We start from the raw sequence: 21,176 nt of genomic DNA on the forward strand, positions 1-21,176 counted from the left end.
TCAGGCGGTGTTGCCCCAGCGGGCCTGCTCCAGCAGGTCCACCGCCCGCTCCCGGGACTCCGCGTCGTCCTCGGCGCGCAGCAGCGCGGTCGCCTCGTCCACCGCGTCGGTGAGCACCCGCCACTGGGCGTCGCGCTCCCGCACCAGGTCGGACTGGGCGGCGAGCTGCCGGGTCTTCACCCACAGCTCCACGAAGACCGACACCTTGGCCCGCAGCACCCACGGGTCGAACGGCTTGGTCAGGTAGTCGACCGCGCCGACGGCGTAGCCGCGCAGGGCGAGCTGGGCGTCCTTGTCCGCCGCGGTGAGGAAGATGATCGGCACGTGCCGGGTCCGCTCCCGCCGCTTGATGTGGGTGGCGGTCTCGAAGCCGTCCATGTCCGGCATCTGCGCGTCCAGCAGGATCACCGCGAAGTCGTCCACCAGGAGCTGCTTGAGCGCCGCCTCGCCGCTCTCCACGGCGACCGACTGCACCGGCAGCCCCTGGAGGATCGCCTCCAGGGCCATCAGGTTCTCCCGCCGGTCGTCCACCAGCAGCGCCTTGGCCATCTGGGTCACGGATTCTCCTCGCCTCGGCTCCGGCCGATCCAGGACGCCATCAGCTCGATCAGCTCGTCCAGGTCCACCGGCTTGGTGATGTAGTCGCTACCCCCGGCCGCGATCGCCGACTCCCGGTCACCGGGCATCGCCTTCGCGGTCAGGAACACAATCGGCAGGTCGGCGAACCGGTGGTTGCGCCGGATCTGCGCGGTCGTCTCGTAGCCGTCCTGGTCCGGCATCATCGCGTCCATCAACACGATGTCCACCTCCGGATGCTCGGCCAGTTGGCGGACCCCGTCCGCCCCGTTGTCCGAGTACAGCACGGTCATGCCGTGCAGTTCCAACGCAGAGGTCAGCGCGAACACATTCCGGACGTCGTCGTCGATGATCAGGACGGTCACGCCCTCCAGCCGGCGGGTCGCCGGGGTCTCCTGCGGCTGCGGCAGCTCCATGGGCATGAGCAGGGACGACGGCAGGCCCGCGCGCTGCGGCGAGGGCGGCGCCGGCGCCACCACCGCGTCCGGCGCCAGCACATCGGGTACGAAGAGGGTGAACGTCGAACCCTGCCCGGGCGCGGAGGACACCGTGATCGTGCCGCCGAGCAGGCGGGCCAGGTCCCGGCTGATCGACAGGCCCAGGCCGGTGCCGCCGTAGCGCCGGCTCGTGGTGCCGTCGGCCTGCTGGAACGCCTCGAAGATCAGCGAGAGCTTGTCGTCCGAGATGCCGATGCCGGTGTCGATCACCGTGAACGCGATGACCTGCCGGGCGTTGGTCAGCGCCGGCACGTCGAAGACCGCGTTCTCGGCGGCCGGCGCGATCCGCAGGGTCACGGCGCCGTTGTCGGTGAACTTCACCGCGTTGGAGAGCAGGTTGCGCAGGATCTGCTGCAACCGCTGGGCGTCCGTGACCAGCGCCGGCGGCAGCTCCTTGCTGATCCGTACCTGGAAGTCGAGGCCCTTCTCCTCGGCCTGCGGCGCGAACGCCTGCTCGACGTAGCCGCGGATCTCGGAGAAGTGGATCTCGGTCGGCTCCACGTCCATCCGGCCCGCCTCGATCTTCGACAGGTCGAGGATGTCGTCGATCAGGGAGAGCAGGTCCGACCCGGCGCCGTGGATCGTCCGGGCGAACTCGATCTGCTTCGGGCTCAGGTTCTGCTCCGGGTTCTCGGCCAGCAGTCGGGCCAGCAGGAGCAACGAGTTCAGCGGCGTACGCAGCTCGTGGCTCATGTTGGCCAGGAACTCCGACTTGTACGCCGACGCCCGGGTGAGCTGCTGCGCCTTCTCCTCCAGGCCGAGCCGGGCCAGCTCGATCTCCCGGTTCTGCGTCTCGATGTTGGTCTTCTGCTCGGAGAGCAGCTTCGCCTTGTCCTCCAGCTCGGCGTTGGTGCGCTGGAGTTCCGCCGACTGCTCCTGCAGCTCGTGCGCCAGCCGCTGCGACTGCGCCAGCAGCTCCTCCGTACGCCGGTTGGCCTGGATGGTGTTGACCGCGACGCCGATGGTGAGCACCAGCCGCTCCAGGAACGCCAGGTGCAGCTCGGAGAAGGTGCTCACCCCGGCGAACTCGATCACGCCCAGCAGCTCACCCTCGAAGAGGACCGGCAGCACCACGAGGTCGGCCGGGGGCGTGTCGGCCAGGCCGGACCGGAGCACCAGGCGCCCGTCGGGCTGGGCGTTGACCCGGATGGTCCGCCGGGACAGGGCGGCCTGCCCGACCAGCCCCTCGCCGGGCCCGAAGGTCACGTCGTGCCCGCGGGCCACGTAGCCGTAGGAGGCGGTGAGCCGCAGCCGCATGCTCCCCTCGGAGCTGTCCGCCAGGAAGAATGCGCCGAGTTGCGCGTCGACCAGCGGGGTCACCTCCATCATGATCATGCGGCAGACCTCGCCGAGATCCCGCTGGCCCTGGAGCAGGCCACCGATCCGAGCCAGGTTCGAGTCGAGCCAGCCCTGCTCGGCGTTCTTCTTGGTCGTCTCCCGGAGGGTGACGATCATCTGGTTGATGTTGTCCTTCAGCTCGGCGACCTCGCCCTGCGCCTTCACGCTGATCCGCTGGGTCAGGTCACCCCGGGTCACCGAGGTGGAGACCTGGGAGATCGCCCGGAGCTGGGTGGTCAGGGTCGAGGCGAGCTGGTTGACGTTCTCGGTGAGGTCGCGCCAGGTGCCGCTGACCCCCTTCACCTGGGCCTGACCGCCGAGCTTGCCCTCGATGCCGACCTCGCGGGCCACCCGGGTGACCTCGTCCGCGAACGACGAGAGCTGGTCGACCATCGTGTTGACCGTCGACTTCAGCTCCAGGATCTCGCCCTGCGCGTCCACCGTGATCTTCTGCGACAGGTCGCCCTTGGCGACGGCCGTGGTGACCGAGGCGATGTTCCGCACCTGGCTGGTCAGGTTCGACGCCATCGAGTTCACGTTGTCGGTCAGGTCCCGCCAGGTGCCGGAGACGCCCTTCACCTGCGCCTGACCGCCGAGCTTGCCCTCGGTGCCCACCTCGCGGGCCACCCGGGTCACCTCGTCCGCGAACGACGACAGCTGGTCGACCATCGTGTTGACCGTCGACTTCAGCTCCAGGATCTCGCCCTGGGCGTCCACCGTGATCTTCTGCGACAGGTCACCCTTCGCCACCGCCGTGGACACCTGGGCGATGTTCCGCACCTGGGCGGTCAGGTTCGACGCCATCGAGTTCACGTTGTCCGTGAGGTCCCGCCAGGTGCCGGCGACGCCGCGTACCTGGGCCTGGCCGCCGAGCTTGCCCTCGGTACCCACCTCGCGGGCCACCCGCGTCACCTCGTCGGCGAACGACGAGAGCTGGTCCACCATCGTGTTGACCGTCGACTTCAGCTCCAGGATCTCGCCCCGGGCGTCCACGGTGATCTTCTGGCCCAGGTCGCCCTTGGCGACCGCGGTGGTGACCGAGGCGATGTTCCGCACCTGGCTGGTCAGGTTCGACGCCATCGAGTTCACGTTGTCGGTCAGGTCCCGCCAGGTGCCGGAGACCCCCTTCACCTGCGCCTGACCGCCGAGCTTGCCCTCGGTGCCCACCTCGCGGGCCACCCGCGTCACCTCGTCCGCGAACGAGGAGAGCTGGTCGACCATCGTGTTCACGGTGTTCTTCAGCTCCAGGATCTCGCCCTGCGCGTCCACCGTGATCTTCTGCGACAGGTCACCCTTCGCCACCGCCGTGGACACCTGCGAGATGTTCCGCACCTGGCTGGTCAGGTTGCCGGCGAGCTGGTTCACGTTCTCCGTGAGGTCACGCCAGGTGCCGGAGACCCCGCGTACCTGGGCCTGGCCGCCCAGCTTGCCCTCGATGCCCACCTCGCGGGCCACCCGCGTCACCTCGTCGGCGAACGACGACAGCTGGTCCACCATCGTGTTCACGGTGTCCTTCAGCTCCAGGATCTCGCCCTGCGCGGCCACCGTGATCTTCTGGGAGAGGTCGCCACGGGCCACCGCCGTGGACACCTGGGCGATGTTCCGCACCTGGCTGGTCAGGTTCGACGCCATCGAGTTGACGCTGTCGGTCAGGTCCTTCCAGGTGCCGGCCACGTTCGGCACCTCGGCCTGGCCGCCGAGCTTCCCGTCGGTGCCCACCTCGCGGGCCACCCGGGTCACCTGCTCGGCGAAGAGCCGCAGCGTGTCGGTGAGCGAGTTCATCGTGTCGGCCAGCTCGGCCACCTCGCCACGGGCGCCGACCGTGATCTTCTGCGACAGGTCGCCCTTCGCCACCGCCGTCGCCACCTGGGAGATCGACCGCACCTGGCCGGTGAGGTTCGACGCCATGGTGTTCACCGAGTCGGTGAGGTCCTTCCAGGTGCCGGCGACGCCGCGGACGTCGGCCTGGCCACCCAGCTTGCCCTCGGTGCCCACCTCCCGGGCCACCCGGGTCACCTCGTCGGCGAACGACGAGAGCTGGTCGACCATCGTGTTCACGGTCCGGCCGATGCGCAGGTACTCACCGCGCAGCGGGCGGCCGTCGATCTCCAGCGCCATGTGCTGGGAAAGGTCGCCGTCGGCCACCGCCACGATCACCCGGGCGATCTCCGTGGTCGGGCGGCCCAGGTCGTCGATGAGCGAGTTGACCGCCCGCTGCCCCTCCGCCCAGGAGCCGTCCAGGCCCTCGTCGTCGAGGCGCTCGGTCAGCCGGCCGTCACGGCCGACGACCCGGCTGATCCGGCGCAGGTCCAGGTGCTGCCGCTCCTGGAGCGACACCACGTCATTGAAGGTGTCGGCCACCTCGCCGGCCAGGCCGGCCCGCCGGGGCAGCCGGACCCGCAGGTCGCCGCGACGCACCCGCCGCAGCGCCTCGACCAGCTCGCCGAGGAGCGCCTCGTGGTCGTCCGCGGCCACCGGTTGTTTCGCCGTGGTCATCAGTTCCTCGCTCAGCTCGGGGGCCATCAGGCTCGTGCCGACACGCGGCCATCCCACCATTCTGCCGCGCTTCACGTCGAGGCCACGGGCGGCGAGCCGACGCCACGCCCGATCTGTCCCCCGCCGACCGGAATCGGCGGAGCGGCTTGGCACCCGGGGTGGCGGCGGTGGAGGATACGAAGGTGTCAGCGGAGGCGGGGCCGGCCATGAACGGCGGCCCGGACGAGCACGTCCGGCGGGTCCGCCTCCCGGCGGACCGGCGTACGCCTGCGGCGGCCCGGGCGCTGGTGCGGTCCGTGCTCGCCGAGGCGGACCTGCACGAACTGCTCAACGAGGCGCTGCTGCTCACCACCGAACTCACCACCAACGCGGTCGAGCACGCGCGCACCGAACTGGACATCGAGGTCGAAGCCGACCCGGCCGGGCTCACCGTCACGGTGACCGACTTCGCCTCCGGCCCGGTCGACGAGCTGCTCGTCGGCGTCCGGAACACCACCTCCGACATCACCGAGGTCGCCGAGCGCGGGCGCGGGCTGCTGCTGGTCGACCACTTCGCCAGCCGGTGGGGCACCACCTACCTGCCCACCGGAAAGGGCGTCTGGTTCCGGCTCGACCGGCCCGGCCTCGGTGCGGCCGCCCGGCCGGCCGAGGCCCGCGCCATGCTCAACGCCTCCGCGCCCACCGACGGGGGCACCCCGAGCGCCGCCGCGATGAGCGAGCTCATGCAGACCAACCCCGACCCGTACGCGGACGACCCGCTGCCCGAGTTCGCCGCCGGGCTGCTGACCCGGGTCGCCGAGATGGTCGGCGCGGCCGGCGGCGTGGTGCGCCTGGACCGGGGCGACGGGCAGGGCAGCCAGGTGCTCGCCCGCTACGGCCGGCAGCCCCGCGAGGGCAACGAACTGCTCCGCGTCCCGCTCGCCGTGCACCGCCCGTACGCCGGCGAGCTGGAGCTGGACGCGGCGCCCTCGGCGTACGCCCGGCCGCTCGCGGTGCTGGCCGGCGAGCGGCTCTCCCTGCACCTGGAGAACGACCGGCTGCGCCGGGCCGACGTACGCCGGTCGGCCTGGCTCACCTTCCTCGCCGAGGCGAGCGAGCTGCTCGCCCAGTCGCTGGACGTCGAGCTGACCATGGCACTCGTCCCGCAGCTCGTGGTGCCCCGGCTCGGCCAGTGGTGCGCCGTGCACACCACCGACGAGTGGGGGCGGCTGCGGCTCGCCGCGGCCAGCCACGCCGACGAGGCGGTGCTGCCGCAGCTGCACCGGGTGCTCCAGGAGACCGGGCCGGACTCGATCCAGGCCCGGCTGCGGGAGGCGTCCCGGAGCGCGGCGCAGGTGCCGCTGGGTGGGCCGATGGAGGGCTTCGCCGTACCCCTGATCGCCCGCGGGCAGCGGCTCGGCACCCTGGCCGTGGGCCGCCACCAGCGGCACCGGCACGACCCCGACGAGGTCTCGGTGCTGGAGGACGTGGCCCGGCGGGCCGCGCTGGCCATCGAGAACGCTCGGATCCACGCCGAGCGCCGGCGCGTCGCGCAGACCCTCCAGCAGTCGCTGCTGCCCCCCGTGCTCCCGGTGGTCGAGGGCATCGGCTTCGCCGCCGAGTACGTCCCGACCGGCGACGACGCCGAGGTCGGCGGCGACTTCTACGACGTGGTGCCGCTGCCCGACGGCCGGTGGCTGGTGGTGATCGGCGACGTCTCCGGCAAGGGCGTCCAGGCGGCGGCGGTGACCGGCCTGGTCCGGGACGTGATCCGGGTGCTGGTCGGCGACGGCAAGCCGCTGCCCGAGGTGCTCGGTCGGCTCAACGAGACGCTGGTCGAGCGGGGCGGCGGCCGCTACTGCACGCTGGCGCTGGCGGCGGTCGGACCGGGCGACGGCGACCAGCTCGACGTCTCCCTGCACCTGGCCGGGCACGACCGGCCGGTGCTGCTGCACGGCGGCGGTGGGGCGGGCTTCGTCGGCACGGGCGGCACGGCTCTGGGCCTGCTCGACGCGATCGCCACCCCGACCGCCGACATCGCGCTCAAGCCGGGCGACGCGCTGATCTTCTACACCGACGGGGTCACCGAACGGCGGCGCGGCCGGGAACTGTTCGGCACCGACCGGCTGCGCGAGTCGGCAGCGCCCCTGGCCGGCTACTCGGCGGACGTGATCGCCGCCCGCCTCCGCGCCACCGCCATCGCCTTCTCGGTGGAACCCCCACGCGACGACATAGCCGTCCTGGTCCTCCGCAACGACGCCCTCTAACCCGACCCCTCCGCCCCGCCGCCCCTTCTCCGCCCTTCTCCGCCCTTCTCCGCCCTTCTCCGCCCCGGCGATCATGAAGTTAGCGGCAGTGATCGCCCTTCTCATCGCCGCTAACCTCATGATCAACGGGGCGGCGCCGACCAACGGCGGACCAGGGTGCAGGACAGGCCCGCGCGGGCGCCTGGCATGCCGGCCCGGGTGCCCCTTCCGCAGGCACGGGCGGGCGGGCGCTCGGCACGCGGGCGGGCGGGCGGGCGCGCTCGGCACGCAGGCGCTCGGCACGCGCGCGGGCGGGCGCTCGGCGCGCAGGCCCTCGCCGGGCGGGCGCTCTGCACGCAGGCGCTCGGCGCGCGGGCGACTGGCCCGCGCCAAGCCCCCACGGTTGATCAAGAGGTTTGCGTCCCCGACGGGCGCGATTCTGACGCAAACCTCTTGATCAACCCCGCCACCAGTGGATGGCGGCGCCACCGCACTGTTGATCAAGAAGTTTGCGTCGGGAACGGGGTCGATGGTGACGCAAACTTCTTGATCAACAGCGGGCGGGGCGCGGCAGGCACGGCGGGTCAGAGGCCGCCGGGGAGGCGGCCGGGGGCCAGGCGGTGGTGGGGGTCGAGGTGGGCCTTGGCGTTGCGGAGGCGGGGCAGGGTGGGCAGCTCGCCCCAGAGGTCGACGGCGCGGCGGACCGGCGCGGGGGCGGACACCACCACGCAGCGACCCTGGCGGGCGAGGAGCACGCCCCGGACCGCGGCGAGGATCGAGGCGACCCGCTCGGGCGGCAGTGAGCCGGGCAGCGCGGCGTGCACGGCGCCGATCCCGGCGGAGCCGCGTACCGGCACCGGGGTGCCGGCCGCGTCGCGGAGCGCGTAGACGGCGGCGTGCAGGTCGTTGATGGGCACCTCGATCCGCAGCGCGGTGTCGCCGGGGGCGAACGGGTAGCGGCCCCACCAGTCGGGGGCGGCGTGGTTGGCCACGGCCTCGGGGCCCAGCAGCGCGGCGAGGCGGTCGGCCCGCTCCGCCACGTCGGCCGGGCCGCCCTCCAGCAGCACCACGAGGCTGCCGGCGGCGGCGGGTCGGGCCGGCCGACCGGTGACCGCCGGGTGGTCGGGCCGACCGGCCACGGAGGGGTGGGACGCGGGGATCCGCCGGCGCGGCAGCGGCACCGGTACGGGCAGGTCCAGCTCGACGGCCGCCGGGTCGAGCCGGGCGGCGAGCACCGCTCGGACCAGGTCGTGCACCTCCAGCGGGGTCCACACGGGACGGGACACCCAGACCCGGCCGGCCGGCACGGCCTGCACGCGCATGGTGGCCGAGACGAGCACCCCGAGGCCGCCCTGCGAGCCGCAGAGCAGCCGGGCCACGTCGAGCCCGGGCACCTCGGCCCCGCCGAGGACGGCCGAGGCGCCACCGGGCGCCACGCCGCCATGAGGCCCGGCCGCCGGACCCCCGCCCCGCCGGGCGGACGGGGCCGCCTGCCCGAAGTGGGCGGTGCCGGGCTCCCCCACGCTGACCAGCTCGCCGTCGGCGTCGAGGTAGCGCACCCCGACGAGCTGGGCGCAGGGGCTGCCGTGCCGGTGGCGCAGCGGGCCGGCCTCGTCGGCGGCCAGCACCCCGCCCAGGGTCGCCCCGGGGGAGGGCGCGTCGACGGGGAGGCGCCGACCGGTGCGCTCCAGCGTGGCCTGCACCGCCCGCAGCGGGGTGCCGGCGCCGATCTCGGCCACCGAGGAGCCCTGCGGCTCGTGCCAGACCCCGGCCAGCCGGCCGGTGTCGAGCATGATGTCGACCTGCGCGGGGGCGCCGCCCCAGTCGATCTTCGTGCCGGCCCCGCGCGGCACCACGGTCAGGTCGTGCGCCGCGGCGAGGCGGAGCACCTCGGCCGCGGCGTGCGGGCCGCCCGGCACGGCCACCCAGCGGGCCGTCCGGCCGGCCACCTCGTCGGCCGGCCCGGCGAAGCGGGCGAACGGCCGGCCGCAGATCTCCGCCAGCTTCCGGGTTATCTCGAGGGCTCCGGGTCGATCGGTGGAACTCGCTGCAGCCGCCATGGCGGTCATCGTACACATGTTCGAAAGACCTGTCGGCGCGTCGCGGGATTCCGGCGGCGCGCAACCGCGGCGGCGCCTCGCCGGCCGGTAACGTGACGCCCGTGACCACCGAGAACCCCGACAACTCCAGCGCGCCGCGTCACGGCCGGGAGCCGTCGCCCGTCCCCGTCGCCAAGCGCGTTCCGGCCGACCGGACCCACCACGGCGACACCGTCGTCGACGAGTACGCCTGGCTCGCCGCCAAGGACGACCCGGACACGATCGCCTACCTGACCGCGGAGAACGCGTACACCCAGGCGCGCACCGCGCACCTGGAGGGGCTGCGCGCGGACCTGTTCGAGGAGACCCGCCGGCGCACCCAGGAGACCGACCTGTCGGTGCCGACCCGCAAGGACGGCTACTGGTACTACACCCGCACGGTCGAGGGCCAGCAGTACGGCGTGCAGTGCCGCCGGGCCGTCCGCGACGGCGAGACCACCCCGCCGGTCAGCGCGGACGGCGCGCCGCTCGACGGCGAGGAGGTGCTGCTCGACGGCAACCAGCTCGCCGAGGGGCACGACTTCTTCTCCCTCGGCGCGTTCGACGTCAGCCCGGACGGCCGGTGGCTGGCCTACTCCACCGACTTCTCCGGCGACGAGCGGTTCACGCTGCGGATCAAGGACCTGTCGACCGGTGAGGTCCTGCCCGACGAGATCCCGGACACCTTCTACGGCACGGCCTGGTCCAGCGACGCCTCGACGCTGTTCTACGTCACGGTCGACGACGCCTGGCGGCCGAACCGGGTCTGGCGGCACGCCGTGGGCACCCAGTCGGGTGCGGACGTGGTGGTGCACCAGGAGGACGACGAGCGGTTCTGGGTGGGCGTCGAGCTGACCCGCTCCGAGCGGTTCGTGGTCATCGACATCCACAGCAAGATCACCAGCGAGGTGCGGGTGATCCCGGCCGCCAACCCCACCGGCGAGCCGGCGATCATCGCGCCGCGCCGGCAGGGCGTCGAGTACGCGGTGGAGCACCACGGGCACCGCTTCCTCATCCTGCACAACGACGGCGCGGAGGACTTCGCGCTGGCGTACACCTCGGCGGACGCGCCGGGCGACTGGACGCCGCTGATCCCGCACACCCCCGGCACCCGGCTGGAGTCCGTCGACGCGTTCGAGAACCACCTCGTCGTGTCGCTGCGCAGCAACGGGCTGACCGGCCTGCGGGTGCTGCCGGTCGGCGGCGGGGACAGCTTCGACATCGACTTCCCCGAGCCGCTCTACAGCGTCGGGCTCGACGCCAACCCGGAGTACCGCACCAACGAGGTGCGGCTGCGCTACACCTCGCTGGTCACGCCGGACTCGGTCTACGACTACGACCTGGTCACCCGTCAGATGGTGCTGCGCCGGCGGAAGCCGGTCCGGCCCGGCCCGGACGGGCGGGAGTACGACCCGGCCGACTACGAGCAGCACCGGGACTGGGCGCTCGCCGACGACGGCACCCGGGTGCCGATCTCGCTGGTCTGCCGCACGGGCACCCCGCGCGACGGCTCCGCCCCCGCCGTCATCTACGGCTACGGGTCGTACGAGGCGAGCATGGACCCCTGGTTCTCCATCGCCCGACTCAGCCTGCTCGACCGGGGCGTGATCTTCGCGGTCGCGCACATCCGGGGCGGCGGCGAGCTGGGCCGGCGCTGGTACGACGAGGGCAAGCTGCTGGCCAAGAAGAACACCTTCACCGACTTCGTGGCCTGCGCCCGGCACCTGGTCAAGGCGGGCTGGACGGCGAGCGACCGGCTGGTCGCCCGGGGCGCCTCGGCCGGCGGCCTGCTGATGGGCGCGGTGGCCAACCTGGCCCCGGACGCGTTCGCCGGGATCGTCGCGCAGGTGCCGTTCGTGGACGCGCTCACCTCGATCCTCGACCCGTCGCTGCCGCTCACGGTCACCGAGTGGGAGGAGTGGGGCAACCCGCTCGACGACCCCGAGGTCTACGCGTACATGAAGTCGTACACGCCGTACGAGAACGTGACCGCGGTGGACTACCCGGCGATCCTCGCGGTGACCAGCCTCAACGACACCCGGGTGCTCTACCACGAGCCGGCCAAGTGGATCGCCCGGCTGCGGGCGGTCGCCCCGCGGGGCGACTACCTGCTCAAGACCGAGATGGGCGCGGGCCACGGCGGCCCCAGCGGCCGGTACGACGCCTGGCGCGAGGAGGCGTTCATCAACGCCTGGATCCTGGACCGGCTGGGCCGCGCCTGACCCGTCGGCGGAGGGGCCACGCCGGCCCCTCCGCACCGGCGGGACGCCGCGCCGCGGCCCCGGACGGCCTCAGGCCAGCACCGAGGCCAGCACGTGCGGGTCGGCGTTGCCGCCGGTCACCACGGCGACGGTACGCCCCGCCGGCAGCTCGTCCCGGTGGAACAGCCGGGCGGCCAGCGCGACCGCGCCGCTCGGCTCGGCCACCAGCCGGGCCTCGCCGAGCAGCCGCCCCATCGCCGCGACGATCTCGTCCTCGGTCACCGTGACGATGCCGTCGAGCCGGTCCCGCAGGTGGGCCAGGGTCAGCTCGGACAGGTTGGTCCGCAGCCCGTCCGCGCAGGTCCGGTAGGTGCGTTCCACCTCCCAGACGACCACCTTCCCGGCGGCGAGGGAGTCCCGGGCGTCGGCGGCGAGCAGCGGCTCGACCCCGACCACGGCGGCGGACGGGCGCAGCGCCTTGACGGCGGTGGCCACCCCGGAGGAGAGCCCGCCGCCGCCCACCGGCACCAGCACGACGTCCACGTCGGGCAGGTCGGCGACGATCTCCAGCCCGACGGTGCCCTGCCCGGCGATGATCCACGGGTGGTCGAACGGCGGCACGAGCACCGCCCCGGTGTCCACCACGACCTGCTCCGCCTCGGCGAGCCGGCGGGCCGGCGGGACGAGCCGCACGTCCGCGCCGAGCTCGCGCATCCGCGCCACCTTGACCTGCGGCGCGCCCTCCGGCACGACCACGGTGCAGGGCACGCCGAACGCCCTCGCCGCGTAGGCCAGGGCCTGGCCGTGGTTGCCCGAGGAGTGGGTCACCACGCCCCGGGCCCGGGCGGCCGGGTCCAGCCGGGCCACCGCGTGGGTCGCCCCGCGCAGCTTGAACGACCCCACCGGTTGCAGGTTCTCCGGCTTGAGCCACAGCTCGTCGTCCCAGAGCGTCGGCAGCAGCGGGGTACGCACCACGGCGCCCGCGACGTCCTCGGCGGCGGCCCTTACGTCGGCGATCGAGACCAGCTCCATCGCCCCATCCTGCCGCGCCCCGGGACCGGCCGCCGCCCCGCGCCCGGCGCCTAGACTGCCGGGGTGAGCGAGGACGAGGAGCGGGCGGAGGGCGGACCGGGGCCGGCCCGGCGCGCGCCCGTCTGGCTGATCCTCGGGGTGGTCGCCTCCGCCCTGGTGGTCTGCTGCTGCTCGGCGCTGATCGGCCTGGCCGTCTCCTGGTCCACCGGCCTCCTCGGCCCGCGCTGACCGCGCAGCCAGGGCCGGACCAGCGCCGGCTCGGGCGCCGGGGCCGCCGGATCAGCGGGCCGGGACCCCGTCGACCAGCGCCGCCGCCTCGCCGGTGCGGACCATCCGCTGCCAGCGGAGGCGGTTGCCGACCACCGCCGTCACCACGGACTGCACCACCACCAGGTACATGACCTGGCGGTAGACGAGCTGCTGGAGCGGCAGCGTCCAGAGCGGGCCGAAGCGTTCCCGGTCCAGGCGCAGCGCGTACGCGGCGGTGCCGGCCTGGAGCAGGAGCAGGCCCAGCCAGGCCAGCGCCAGCTGGGACCAGGGCAGGAAGAGCAGCCCGTAGAGGGCGAAGACGTCGACGGCGGGCGCGGCCAGCGGCAGCACGATCTGGAACACGGCCAGGTAGGGCAGGCCGCGCCGGCCCAGCTTCCCGCCGGCCCCCGGCTCGCGCAGCGCGTGCCGGTGCTTCCACATCGCCTGCATGGTCCCGTAGCACCAGCGGTAGCGCTGCCGCCAGAGCTGGCGCAGCGACGAGGGCGCCTCGGTCCAGGCGATGGCGCCCTCCTCGTACACGACCCGCCAGCCGGCCCGGAGCACCTTCATGGTCAGGTCGGTGTCCTCGGCCAGGGTGTCGGCGGGCACCCCGCCGATCGCGAACAGCACCTCGCGGCGGAACGCGCCGATCGCCCCGGGGATGGTCGGCATGCACTCCAGCACGTCGTACATCCGGCGGTCCAGGTTGAAGCCGATCACGTACTCCAGGTGCTGCCAGCGGCCGAGCAGCCGGCGCCGGTTGGCCACCTTGGTGTTGCCGCTGATCGCCCCCACGGTCGGGTCGGCGAAGCCCTGGACCAGCCGGTACACGGTGTCCGGCTGGAAGACCGTGTCCCCGTCGACCAGCACCAGCAGGTCGGCGCGGGCGGCCCGGATCCCGGTGTTCAGCGCGGCCGGCTTGCCGGCGTTGGCCTGCCGGATGACGCGTACTCCCCGCAGCCCCATCCGTTCGACGATGTCGGCCGTGCCGTCGGCGGAGCCGTCGTCCACCACGATCACCTCCAGCGCCGGGTACGCGCTGGCGACCAGGGACCGCACGGTGGCGGCGATGTTGGCGGCCTCGTTGTACGCCGGCACGATCACCGACACCGGCGCCGTCACCTCGGGCAGCCGGCGCCGCGGGCGGCGTACGCGGCGGACGTGCCGCTGGGCGCAGACCACCTGCACCGCGAGACGGACCACGCCGAGCACCAGGGCCACCCCGAGCAGCAGGTTCATCGCCGAGGTCAGCCAGTCGGCGCCGGTCTGCGCCCAGCGCAGCGCGGTGCCGCTCAGCCGGGCGCCGGCGGTGGCCGGAAGCATCGAGTCGGGCGCGCCGATCCCGGCGGACACGGTGGTGAACCGGTAGCCCTGCGACCCCAGCCGGGTCAGCAGCTGGTCCACGGCGGCCACGGTCTGACCGCGGTCCCCGCCGCCGTCGTGCATCAGCACCACCGCGCCGGCGCCGCCCTGCGGGGTGGCCGCCTTGACGATGGCCGGCACGCCGGGACGCTGCCAGTCCCTGGCGTCCCGGTCGGCGAGCACCGCCACGTGACCGCTGCCGGCGGCGTTCCGCAGCGCCCGGTACTGGGCGTCGGTCATGGCGGCCGCGGTCGACGAGAAGGGCGGCCGGAACAGCGTCACCTCGCGGCCGGTCACGCCGGCGATCGCGTTGCGGGTCCAGGAGAGCTCGGCCCCGGCGCGCCAGCCCGGCGCGGTGGTCAGGTCGACGTGGGTGAAGGTGTGCGAGCCGATCTCGTGCCCCTCGGCGAGGATCCGCCGGACCAGGTCGGGGTGCTCGTCCACCCGCGCGCCGACCACGAAGAACGTGGCGTGGGCGTGGTGCCGGCGCAGCACGTCGAGGATCTGCGGCGTCCAGCGCGGGTCGGGGCCGTCGTCGAAGGTGAGCGCCAGGGTGCGCGCCGACAGCCGCCGGCTGACCGGCGTGGGGCCGTCCAGCCGCAGCACCGGCCCGCCGGCGGTGGCCGCGCGCGGCGCGGGCGAGGTGGGCGCCTCGTCCGGGCCGGAGCCGCCGCCGACGGCGCTGACGAGGCCGTGGAAGCTCAACGCGCCGAGGAGGGCGACGAGGCCCAGCAGGAGCAGCACCCAGTGCGCCCGGGGGTCGGGGCGGGCGATGTGTCTCGCCATGGTCAGGGCTTGCCCGGTGTCCTGCTCGGCCGGGCGGTGTTGCGCCGCTCGTCGCCCTGCCCGGGCACGGTGCTGGTCGGGCGGGGCGACGCCGAGGTGGTGGCCCGGGTGGGTGCGGTCGTGCGGACGGCGGTCGGCGTGGGCGCCGCCGGGCTGGTGCTGGTCGCCGACGGGGGCCGGGGGCTGGGGGTGGTCCCCGCCTCGTCCCGGGACGGGGCGTCGACCCCGGCCTCGATCGGCGGCACCTTCGTGTCCGACCAGCCGGGCAGCGGCACCGTGGAGTCGAAGAACAGCCCGGCCAGGATCAGGCCGAGGCTGGTGAGCAGGCCGAGGCCCATCGCGGTGCCGGCGATCACGGTCAGCCGGCGACGCCGGCCGGTCCGGTCGACGAACACCGGCGGCGCGCCGCCTGGCTGGTTCTGCATGGTGCTGGTCTCCCGCTGTCACGCTCGCGCCGGCTCGGGAGGCCGGACCCCGGGCCTCCCGAGGCGAACAGCGCCCGTGACGCCGAACGCGTTACGTCAGGTCGTGCGCAACTCCTCCACGGTCGTGCTGGCGCGCAGGAAGAGCAGGCCGACGCCGACGGTCAGCAGCACCGCGGCCAGCCCGGCGGCCGCGAACCAGGCGAGCTGCTCCCACGGTACGTGCGGCGGGACGGTCACCTCGGGCACCCACTCGGTGCGGGTGTAGCGGGCGCGCGTCGCCGGGTCCCCGCAGAGGCGCTCACCCGCGTCGCAGACCTCCTGCGGGTAGCCGCCGCCGGCCGGCGCGGGGAACACCCCCCGGACGAGCAGGTAGCCGACGGCCAGCGCGAGGCCGATCGCGGGCACGGCCGGGGCGAGCGACTGCCAGAGCAGCGAGCGGCCGATGGTGGCGCGCGGCACCCCGGTCGCGACCAGTGCCGCGTACGCCCGCCGCCGGGTCACGATCCCCTCGACGACCGCCACCAGCAGTCCACCTCCCGCGATGGCCACCGACACGGCGACCGCCAGGTCGACCAGGTCCATCGCCCCCAGGTAGAAGGAGTCCGAGCCGGCCATCCCGGCCCCGGTGCGGTGGTTCAGCTCGATGGTGGCCAGGAAGTCGGCGCGGATGCCGGCGGCGCCCGCGCCGAAGATCAGCGCGGCAAGCAGGGCGGCGAAGGTGCGGCTGCCGGCCCACGGGTCGGTGGTCAGCCGGCGCGCGGCGAGCAGCGCGGCCGGGCGGCGGCCGTACCGGTGCAGCAGGCGGCCGGCGGCGTGGGAGAGCCAGCCGGTGCCGGCGATCACGCCGACCATGGCGGCCAGGGCGCCGAGGATCAGCAGCGTCGGCAGCAGCCAGGGCGGCGGTTCGGCGTGCCGCCGCTCGTACCAGAGGCCCACCGGGCGGAACGCGGCGAACAGGGCCAGCCCGACAAGGATCAGCAGGCCGGGCCACGGCCAGGGCGCCCGCGTGCGGGCCCGGCGGACCATGCCGAACGGGGTGGTGGTGACCCGGCGCAGCAGCACCGCGGTGACCACGGCGGCGAGCAGCGGCAGGCCGAGCGCCACGGCCAGCACGGCCGGCGGGGCGGGGTGCACGTCGGTGGGCAGCGGCAACCGCCCGTCGGGGCCGGGACGGTGCAGCAGCCGGCGGCCGGCCAGGAAGACGGCGAGGCCGCCGACGGTGCCGAGCAGGCTGGCCAGGCCGGTCTCCGCGGCCGCGATCCGGGTCACCTGGTGCGGGGTCGCCCCCGCCAGGCGGAGCGCGGCCAGCCGGCGGTCCCGGGCGGGCGCGCCGAGCCGGGCGCACTGCCCGGCCAGCCCGAGCACCGGCACGACGAGCAGCACCAGGGCGAACGCGAGGCCGCCGCGCAGGCCGGGCTCGCGCAGCAGTCCGTTGGTGTACTGGAGGGACCAGCGGACGGAGTTGCCGTCGGTGGCCGGCGGGGTGGGAATCGCCAGCACGGTCAGCGCGGCCAGCCCGGCCAGCGTGGCCAGGGCGGCGCTCAGCGCGGTCAGCGCGACCCGGGCGGTGTCGGCCCGGGTGCCGGCCCGGGCGAGCCGGAACAGGGTGCCCGGCGTCACCGGTGGCCGCCGGGCAGCGGCGCGTCGAGACCGAGCCCCGACCGGTCGACCGTCCCGTCGCGCAGGGTCACCTCGCGGTCGGCGTACGCGGCGATCCGCGGCTCGTGGGTGACCAGCACGACGGTGGTGCGCTGCTCCCGGGCCAGCCGGACGAGCTGGGTGAGCACCTGCTCGCCGGTGAGCGTGTCCAGGGCGCCCGTCGGCTCGTCGGCGAAGAGCACCCGCGGCTCGGTGACCAGGGCCCGGGCCAGGGCGCAGCGCTGCTGCTGCCCGCCGGACATCTCGCCGGGCGGGGCGTCGGCGACCTCGGCCACGCCGAGCCGTTCCAGCCAGGTGAGCGCCGCCGTCCGCGCCTCCCGCCGCCCCGTGCCGGCGAGAAGCAGCGGAAGGGCGACGTTCTCCGCCGCGGTCAGCTCGGCGACGAGCTGGCCGAACTGGAAGAGCACCCCGAACTCGGTGCGCCGCAGCCGGGACCGGGCCGACTCCGACCACTCGTCGATCCGCTCCCCGCGCCAGGTGACCTGCCCGGCGTCCGGGCGCAGGATGCCGGCGAGGCAGTGCAGCAGGGTGGACTTGCCGCAGCCGCTCGGGCCGGTGACGGCGAGGATCTCGCCCTCGGCCACGTCGAGCGTCACGCCGCGCAGGGCGGGCGTCCTCCCGTACGCCCGGACCACGCCGCGCGCCTGAAGAAAGCTCACGAGTGCACCTCCCGGTGCCAGTCGGCGACCCGCTCCAGGGTGGTGTGCAGCCACCGCAGGTCGGCGTCGAGATGGGCGATGGCGAAGTCGGCCGCGATCACGTCGTCGAGGCCGGCCGCGGGGGCGGTCTTCACCGCGGTCAGCTCGCGCAGCCGCTCGGTGTGCGCCCGGCGCTGGGCGATCAGGTAGCCGCGGGCCCGCTCCACGTCGGCGACCATGAGCGCGACCACCACCTTGGCGAAGAGGGTGCTCGCCACGTAGGGCATCGGGGGCTCGACGGTGGCCAGCCACCGGTCGAGCGCGGCCCGCCCCTCGCCGGTGAGCGCGTAGGAGGTGCGGTCCGGGCCGCCCTCGCGGGCCTGACCGGCCGGGACGACGAGGCCGTCCCGCTCGAGCCGGGCCAGGGTGGCGTAGACCTGGCCGAAGGCGAGCGGCCGGGCCCGGGGCAGCCGCTCGTCGTGGGCGCGCTTCAGCTCGTAGCCGTGCCGGGGGCCGCGCGCGAGCAGCCCGAGCAATACGTGCTGAGTGGACACGGCATCACTATTCATTGAGTGAATAGTGGTGTCAAGAGCGGCCCGTGCGGGCGGGTCGCCGCACGGGCCGGTCGGGTCAGGGCGTCCAGGCGGGGTCGCGGCCGGTCCGGCCGAGCAGGGCGTCCAGCGTGGTCGGCTCGGCGCTGGTCGGGACGGGCTCACCGAAGGCGCCCATCTTCTGCCCGGTGTCGCCCATCCGGTCCATGAAGCCGTGCCCCTCGGCCAGCACCGACGGGTCGACCTCCAGCCGCTGCCCGGTCGCCCGGGCCAGGTCCCAGCCGTGCACGGCGAGGTCGATCAGCGCCATCTGGCCGACGGTCTCCTGGGGCAGCCCCATGCCGGCCGAGACCCCCTCCAGCGCCGCCGGGTCCGACCACGCCTGCGCCAGGCGGTCGGCCTCGGTGGCGAACCGGTCCCGCCAGCCCTCGGTCAGGTGGTCGGTCTTGGCCGACCAGTCGACCTCCCGCCGGCGGGCCAGGTCCTGGAAGTTGACCACCACGTCGAAGAGGTGGTTGAGCAGGTCACGCACCGTGTAGTCGGGGCACGGGGTGGGCAGGCCGAGCTGGTCGTCGGAGATGCCCTGGACCACCGCCGCCGTACGGGGCGCGGCGACGGCCAGCAGCTCACTAGTCTTCGTGGTCATAGGGACCAGCGTATGAGGGCGGTCTTGAAGAAATGCGACACGAACCGCGGCGGGACAGCAGGGGGATCCTCGACCCCGGCCGGATGCTGCGACGGGTCCACTTCCGGCGCCGGCTGCCCGCCCCGGCGCTGCGCCCCTGGGTCGAGCACTACTGGCTGATCGACTGGGCGCTGACCGAACCGTTCGTCCAGCGGATCGTCCCGCACCCGGCGGTCAACGTGGTGTTCCAGGCCCAGGAGGGCGAGGCCGAGCACGGCGAGATCGCCGGTGTGGACACCGGCCTGTTCACGATCACCCTGCTCGGCACCGGCCGGGTCACCGGCGTGCAGTTCCGCCCGGGCGGCTTCCGGCCCTTCTGGCACCGCCCGGTCGCCGAGCTGACCGGCCGGCGCCTCCCGCTGCCCGCCGGGCCACCACCGGCCGGCGCCGCCCCGACCGGACCGTTCGCGTCCGGGCCGGTCTGCCCGGGCACCGACGAGCAGCGGTGCCGCCGGCTCGACGACCTGCTCACCGCCTGGGAGCCGGCGCCGGACCCGCTCGCCGCCGAGGCCACCGGCCTGGTCGAGGAGATCCGGGCCGACCGGTCCGTCCTGCGCGTCGACGACTTCGCCCGGCGGCACGGCGTCTCCACGCGGCGGCTGCAGCGGCTCTTCCTGGACCACGTCGGCGTCGGTCCGAAGTGGGTGATCCGCCGCTACCGGCTCCAGGAGGCGATCGAGCAGGCCGCCGCCGGGCCGCTCGACTGGTCCCGCGTCGCCGCCGATCTGGGGTACGCCGACCAGGCCCACCTGGTCCGCGAGTTCACCGCGGTGGCGGGAGTGTCGCCGGCCGCGTACGCCCGCTCGCTGGCGGCCTCGCGCGGCGGGTGACCCCGGGCTCAGCGGCGGCGGACGGCGACCACCGCGACGTCGTCGTGGATCTCCGGCGGCGCCAGCTCGACCAGCAGCCGCTGGCAGAACTGGTCGAGGTCGTCGTCGACCCGGGTGGCGACCGCGCCGAGCGCCGCCATGCCCTCGTCGATGGTGGCGTCCCGCCGCTCGATCAGCCCGTCGGTGTAGAGAACCAGCGTGGCCCCGGCCGGCAGCACGAACTCCAGGTCCGGCGGGCGGGGCGCGCGTACGCCGAGCAGCGGGGCGGAGTGCTGCACGAACTCGATCCGCCCGTCGTTGCTGATCAGGGGCGGCAGGTGCCCGGCGCTGGCCAGCCGGATCAGCCCGCTGCCCGGGTCGAGCATCAGCAGGCAGATGGTGGCCAGCTCGGTCGGCAGCAGGGTACGCATCAGCTCGTTGACCCGGTCCAGGATCACCCCCGGCGGATGCCCCTCGACCGCGTACGCGCGCACCGCGTGCCGCAGCTCGGCCATGACGGTGGCGGCGTGCAGGGAGTGCCCGGCCACGTCGCCGATCGCCATCAGCAGGTGGCCGTCGAGCATCACGAGCTCGTAGAAGTCCCCGCCCACCTCGGTCTGGGCGCTCGCCGGCTCGTAGCGGACGGCCAGGTCGAGGCCGGCGACCTCGGGCAGCCGGCGGGGCAGCAGGCTGCGCTGGAGGGTCACCGCGATGCGGTGCTCCTGGTCGAAGGAGCGCTGGGCCTCGACCGCCGAGGCGACGGCCTGGGCGAGCTGCACCAGCACCGGGGTCCGTACGGTCTGGGTGGCGGTCGGCACTACCACGTAGAGCGGGGCCCGGTCCTCCCGGAGCCGGGCGGCGGCCACCGTCACCGTGTCATCGGCGGGCCAGGCGGTCAGGTCCCACGCGCCGGGTTCGTCGACCCGGACCCGGGTGCCGATCGGCAGCCCGGTGTCGTCCACCGTCCACGGCATGATCACCGGCGCCGCCTCCGGTCCGGCGACCACCCCGGCCAGGCAGTCCCCGTCGGACGTCTCCGCGACCACGGCCGCCGGGCTCTTGAAGATCCGCGCCGCACCGGCCGCCGCCGCGTGCAGCAGCCGGACGAAGTTCGGCGCCGCGTGCATCTCCACGGTGGCGTCGGCCAGCGCGGCCAGCCGCTCGGCGAGCAGTTCGGCCCGCTGCCGGGCCTGGTAGTAGCGGAGCACCGCGTGCGCGGTGGCGACCAGTTCCTCCGGCTCGATCGGCTCGGCCAGGTACGCGTCCGCGCCCCGGGTCAGCCCCTGCGCCCGGTCCACCACGTCGACCGCGTGCGCGGAGACGTGGATGACCGGGGTCGACGGGCGGGCCTCCTTGATCAGCTCGCAGACCTCGAAGCCGCTCATGTCGGGCAGCCGGACGTCGAGCACCACCAGGTCGACCGGGTCCTTGCGCACCCGGTCCAGCGCCTCGGCGCCGTTCTCCGCCTCGATGGTCGAGAAGCCGGCCCGGGTCAGCCAGCTCACCAGCAGGTACCGCTTGGGACTGCTGTCGTCGACCACCAGTACGGTCGCCGCCCCGCCCTCCACC

15 protein-coding genes are annotated in these 21,176 nt (G+C 74.4%); 4 read left to right on the plus strand and 11 right to left on the minus strand.

Annotated features, from left to right (window positions below):
* Together IEY96_RS03755 and IEY96_RS03760 are read right to left on the minus strand one after the other, a co-directional pair.
* On the minus strand, window positions 1-558 hold the full coding sequence (locus IEY96_RS03755; RefSeq protein WP_091315495.1) for a response regulator: 558 nt from the start codon (window positions 556-558) through the stop codon (window positions 1-3).
* Window positions 555-4,907 (minus strand): hybrid sensor histidine kinase/response regulator, encoded by a 4,353-nt coding sequence (locus IEY96_RS03760; protein WP_189193610.1) that lies wholly within the window; start codon window positions 4,905-4,907, stop codon window positions 555-557. The genes IEY96_RS03755 and IEY96_RS03760 overlap by 4 nt, the downstream gene beginning before the upstream one ends.
* 182 nt (window positions 4,908-5,089) lie before the next feature.
* On the opposite strand from IEY96_RS03760, the gene IEY96_RS03765 reads away from it, so the two are divergent.
* A complete protein-coding gene (locus IEY96_RS03765; protein WP_189193363.1) occupies window positions 5,090-7,153 on the plus strand; it encodes a SpoIIE family protein phosphatase in 2,064 nt (687 codons plus the stop codon).
* 563 nt (window positions 7,154-7,716) lie between these two features.
* Here IEY96_RS03765 and IEY96_RS03770 read toward each other — a convergent pair.
* Entirely contained in the window at window positions 7,717-9,192 is a 1,476-nt protein-coding gene (locus IEY96_RS03770) for an FAD-binding oxidoreductase (protein ID WP_229791362.1), read from the minus strand.
* A 101-nt stretch (window positions 9,193-9,293) separates the two neighbouring features.
* Here IEY96_RS03770 and IEY96_RS03775 point away from each other — a divergent pair, with 101 nt between their 5' ends.
* Window positions 9,294-11,432, plus strand: coding sequence for a S9 family peptidase (locus IEY96_RS03775; RefSeq protein ID WP_189193365.1), 2,139 nt, complete (start codon window positions 9,294-9,296; stop codon window positions 11,430-11,432).
* A gap of 69 nt (window positions 11,433-11,501) precedes the next feature.
* On the opposite strand, the gene IEY96_RS03780 is transcribed toward IEY96_RS03775, so the two are convergent.
* Window positions 11,502-12,443, minus strand: a complete 942-nt coding sequence (locus tag IEY96_RS03780; RefSeq protein WP_189193366.1) for a threonine ammonia-lyase — start codon at window positions 12,441-12,443, stop codon at window positions 11,502-11,504.
* Window positions 12,444-12,506: 63 nt separating this feature from the next.
* Between IEY96_RS03780 and IEY96_RS03785 the strand changes: the two genes are divergently transcribed.
* Window positions 12,507-12,671, plus strand: a complete 165-nt coding sequence (locus tag IEY96_RS03785; protein ID WP_189193367.1) for a hypothetical protein — start codon at window positions 12,507-12,509, stop codon at window positions 12,669-12,671.
* Between the two features lie 51 nt (window positions 12,672-12,722).
* On the opposite strand, the gene IEY96_RS03790 is transcribed toward IEY96_RS03785, so the two are convergent.
* The 6 genes from IEY96_RS03790 to IEY96_RS03815 all read right to left on the minus strand — a co-directional run bounded on the left by IEY96_RS03790 (window position 12,723) and on the right by IEY96_RS03815 (window position 18,759).
* Window positions 12,723-14,840 (minus strand): bifunctional polysaccharide deacetylase/glycosyltransferase family 2 protein, encoded by a 2,118-nt coding sequence (locus tag IEY96_RS03790; protein ID WP_189193368.1) that lies wholly within the window; start codon window positions 14,838-14,840, stop codon window positions 12,723-12,725.
* Window positions 14,841-14,842: 2 nt separating this feature from the next.
* Window positions 14,843-15,265: a hypothetical protein gene (locus IEY96_RS03795; RefSeq protein ID WP_189193369.1), complete on the minus strand. Its 423-nt coding sequence runs from the start codon at window positions 15,263-15,265 to the stop codon at window positions 14,843-14,845.
* A gap of 96 nt (window positions 15,266-15,361) precedes the next feature.
* Entirely contained in the window at window positions 15,362-16,885 is a 1,524-nt protein-coding gene (locus tag IEY96_RS03800) for an FtsX-like permease family protein (RefSeq protein WP_189193370.1), read from the minus strand.
* Window positions 16,882-17,583: an ABC transporter ATP-binding protein gene (locus tag IEY96_RS03805; RefSeq protein ID WP_189193371.1), complete on the minus strand. Its 702-nt coding sequence runs from the start codon at window positions 17,581-17,583 to the stop codon at window positions 16,882-16,884. The genes IEY96_RS03800 and IEY96_RS03805 overlap by 4 nt, the downstream gene beginning before the upstream one ends.
* Entirely contained in the window at window positions 17,580-18,116 is a 537-nt protein-coding gene (locus tag IEY96_RS03810; protein ID WP_189193372.1) for a PadR family transcriptional regulator, read from the minus strand. Before IEY96_RS03810 ends, IEY96_RS03805 begins: the two co-directional genes overlap by 4 nt.
* A gap of 76 nt (window positions 18,117-18,192) precedes the next feature.
* Window positions 18,193-18,759: a TIGR03086 family metal-binding protein gene (locus tag IEY96_RS03815; protein ID WP_189193373.1), complete on the minus strand. Its 567-nt coding sequence runs from the start codon at window positions 18,757-18,759 to the stop codon at window positions 18,193-18,195.
* Between the two features lie 32 nt (window positions 18,760-18,791).
* On the opposite strand from IEY96_RS03815, the gene IEY96_RS03820 reads away from it, so the two are divergent.
* Window positions 18,792-19,628 (plus strand): helix-turn-helix domain-containing protein, encoded by an 837-nt coding sequence (locus IEY96_RS03820; RefSeq protein WP_189193374.1) that lies wholly within the window; start codon window positions 18,792-18,794, stop codon window positions 19,626-19,628.
* An 8-nt stretch (window positions 19,629-19,636) separates the two neighbouring features.
* On the opposite strand, the gene IEY96_RS03825 is transcribed toward IEY96_RS03820, so the two are convergent.
* Window positions 19,637-21,175 (minus strand): SpoIIE family protein phosphatase, encoded by a 1,539-nt coding sequence (locus IEY96_RS03825; protein ID WP_189193375.1) that lies wholly within the window; start codon window positions 21,173-21,175, stop codon window positions 19,637-19,639.
* Between the last annotated feature and the right edge of the window lies 1 nt (window position 21,176).

The organism is Micromonospora fulviviridis, from assembly GCF_014648395.1.
GTDB lineage: Bacteria > Actinomycetota > Actinomycetes > Mycobacteriales > Micromonosporaceae > Micromonospora > Micromonospora fulviviridis.